2 protein-coding genes are annotated in these 3,333 nt (G+C 51.4%); both read right to left on the reverse strand.

Features of this window, described 5'->3' with window-relative positions; translation table 11 throughout:
- Window positions 1-249: 249 nt before the first annotated feature.
- On the reverse strand, window positions 250-1,677 hold the full coding sequence (gene argH / locus QZR21_RS08690) for an argininosuccinate lyase (protein ID WP_296099199.1): 1,428 nt from the start codon (window positions 1,675-1,677) through the stop codon (window positions 250-252).
- The gene (locus QZR21_RS08695) at window positions 1,674-2,927 is read right to left on the reverse strand and encodes an argininosuccinate synthase (RefSeq protein ID WP_296099196.1); all 1,254 of its coding nucleotides are present in this window, start codon (window positions 2,925-2,927) and stop codon (window positions 1,674-1,676) included. Before QZR21_RS08695 ends, argH begins: the two co-directional genes overlap by 4 nt.
- Window positions 2,928-3,333: the final 406 nt, after the last annotated feature.

A 3,333-nucleotide genomic window follows, 5' to 3' on the forward strand; every position in this document is an offset into this window, starting at 1 on the left:
AAATACAAGAGTATAATCGAACAACGATTTAATCAGTGCTTCCCTAACTCCTTTCTCCTCATTAACAGCCTTGAAGTTTATCATCCGGTTGGAAGCACTCTTCTATAACTTACGGCACCATATAAATCGGATGTGCCACACTTCCAATCCCTGCTAACCCCCTATCCCCACACAGGAAAAGCCCCCGCCGAGGCGGGGGCTTTTCCTGTGAAATTGTCTATACCAAGCGCGGTGCGCTATGGCTCCCTTTTATCCCAGAAAGGCCATGGACTGTTTCCATGACGCTGCCTGTTCCTTCATGGCTTTGATTACTTCTTCGCCATGGGCCTGCTGGCGGGCTACGGATTTCGGTCCTGTGCCGCCGTAGCTTTCCCGGTTTTTCACGCAGTTTTCTATCTTCAGGGCATCCATAATGTCCTCTTCAAAGAGGGGACTCATGGATTTCAGTTCTTCCATGGACAGGTCGTGAAGCACCTTGTGGTGTTCGATGCAGTAATGCACTGCACCACCAACTACTGCATGGGCCTGGCGGAAGGGGAGACCCTTCTTGGCCAGGTAGTCCGCCATGTCCGTGGCGTTGGAAAAGTCGTGCTCCAGGACTTCCCTCGTATGCTTCCCGTTCACCGTCATGGTATTCACCATGCCCGCATAGATATCGAGAGCAAAGTAAAGGGTATCAATGGCATCGAAGACCCCTTCCTTATCTTCCTGCATATCCTTGTCATAGGCCAGGGGCAGCCCCTTCATGACGGTCAGAAGGCCCACAAGGTCACCGTACACCCGGCCTGTCTTGCCGCGAATCAGCTCGCACATGTCCGGATTCTTCTTCTGGGGCATGATGGAGCTGCCGGTGGAGTAGCCGTCGTCCAGTTCAATGAACCGGAATTCACTGGTGCTCCAGTAAATGAATTCTTCCGACAGCCTGGACAGGTGCATGGCACAGATGGAGGCAAAGGACAGGAACTGCAGCAGGTAGTCCCGGTCCGACACAGCGTCAAGGCTGTTTCCATAGACTTTGGAGAAATGGAGGTCTTCCGCTTCTTCCAGGGGATTCGTAGGATAGGTGGTCCCTGCCAGGGCGCAGGCGCCGATGGGGGACATATCCGCCATATCATAGGCCTCTTCCAGCCGTTTGAAATCCCTTTCCAGCATGGCGAAATAGGCCAGCATATGATGGGCAAAGAGCACCGGCTGGGCCCGCTGCATGTGGGTGTATCCCGGCAGGATGACATCTTTGTACTTTTTCGAAGCCCCGAGAAGCGCTTCTTCCAGGGCGATCAGCTTTTCCGCAATGCGGCCCATCTGCCGCTTCATATACATATGGAGGTCCAGGGCACACTGGTCGTTCCGGCTTCTGGCCGTATGGAGCCGGGCGCCGGCATCGCCGATGTCATTGGTGAGCCGCTTTTCCACGTTCATATGGATGTCTTCGAGGTCCACGGAGAAATCGAAATTTCCATCGTCGATTTCTTTCCTGATCTTCTTCAGGCCTTCCGTAATCTTCCGGCAGTCCTCTTCTGAAATGATGCCGTGGCGGGCAAGCATCTTCGCATGGGCCATGGACCCGGCGATGTCTTCTTTATACATCCGGCAGTCATAGGAAATGGATGCGTTGAAATCCAGGGCATTTTTTTCCTCCGCTTTCGTAAAGCGTCCGCCCCACATCATGTCACTCATTTTGCATTCTTCTCCTTCATGAGGGCCCGGATGGTGAGAGGCAGGCCGAAGAGGTTGATGAAGCCTTCTGCATCGGCCTGGTTGTATACATCATCTTCACCGAAGGTGACAAATTCTTCGTTGTACAGGGAATAGGGGCTTTCTGCGCCGTGGGACATGATATTGCCCTTGTACAGACGCAGGGTCACTTTGCCGGTTACCGTTTCCGAAGTCTTTTCGGCGAAGACCTGCAGTGCTTCCCGGAGTGGTGCAAACCACATGCCGTCATAGACCAGTTCGGAGTATTTCACAGCGGCCACTTCCTTGAAGTGGAAGGTCGCTCTATCCAGGCAGAGCCGTTCCAGTTCCGTGTGGGCATAGAAGAGGATGGAGCCGCAGGGGTTCTCATAGACTCCTCTGGACTTCATGCCCACCAGTCTGTTTTCCACGAGATCATCGATGCCGATACCATTTCTGGCGCCGATGGCATTCAGGGTGTTCACCAGTTCCACGCCGTCCATCTTCTTGCCATTCACTGCCACCGGTACGCCCTTTTCAAAATCAATGGTAACCAGTTCCGATTTATCCGGAGCATCTTCCGGATCGCAGGTGACAAGGTACATATCCTTGTGAGGCGGGTTGGCCGGATTTTCCAGGTCGTCCCCTTCATGGGAGAGATGCCACATATTCCAGTCCATGGAATAGGGGTACTTCTGGGCAGCCTTTTCTTCGTCCGTCTGCTTTTCATCGTATTTATCGATCGGTACACCATGGGCTTCGGCATACTTCATTTCATCTTCTCTGGACTTCATATCCCAGATTCTCCAGGGAGCAATGATCTTCATGTGGGGAGCCAGGGCCTTGATGGTCAATTCAAAACGGACCTGGTCATTGCCCTTGCCCGTAGCGCCGTGGCAAATGGCATCAGCACCGTATTTCTTGGCCATGTCCACGAGGCATTTGCCGATCAGCGGACGGGCAAAGGATGTCCCCAGCAGGTATTTGCCTTCATATCTGCCATCGGCCTGCAGTACTTTGTAGGCATACTGTTCAATGAATTCTTTCCGCACGTCCAGGGTTTCCGCATAGGAAGCGCCGGAAGCGAGAGCTTTCTTATGGATAGCATCAAAATCTTCCGGCTGCCCCAGGTTCACGGTGCAGGCAATGACTTCACAGCCATAGTTTTCTTTCAGCCAGGGAATGATAACGGAAGTATCCAGTCCGCCGGAATAAGCAAGAACTACTTTTTTTACATTTTTAACATCAGCCATAGGAATGCCGCCTTTCTTTTTTAAATAGACAATTTCACAAGCCCTTCACGGAGGCTTTTCTTAAGATGTGATAATTATACATCTGCTTGCATAAATGTGCAATAGTAAAAGTGAATTTTCTTGCACTTTTATGAAATATTTTTCGACTATTCCGTGATTTATCCGATGTTATCGAGCAACTGCAATTATCTCCTATTCCTATGATGTATGCAGGATATGCAGAAAAGAGTGCATATGGCTGCCAGGTTGATGGAATGAGTGTCAATAATCCAAATGAGGTGGATGGGGCTAAGGGTGGTGGGCTGCAGGTGCTTCGCACCAGGGCATAAAGCGGGTCTGCCGCCTTCGGCGGCCAGGGAAGCACTGATTAAATCGTTGTTCGATTATACTCTTGTATTTTCATGCA

The sequence above is a fragment of the uncultured Dialister sp. genome (assembly GCF_900541605.1).
Classification (GTDB): Bacteria; Bacillota; Negativicutes; order Veillonellales; family Dialisteraceae; genus Dialister.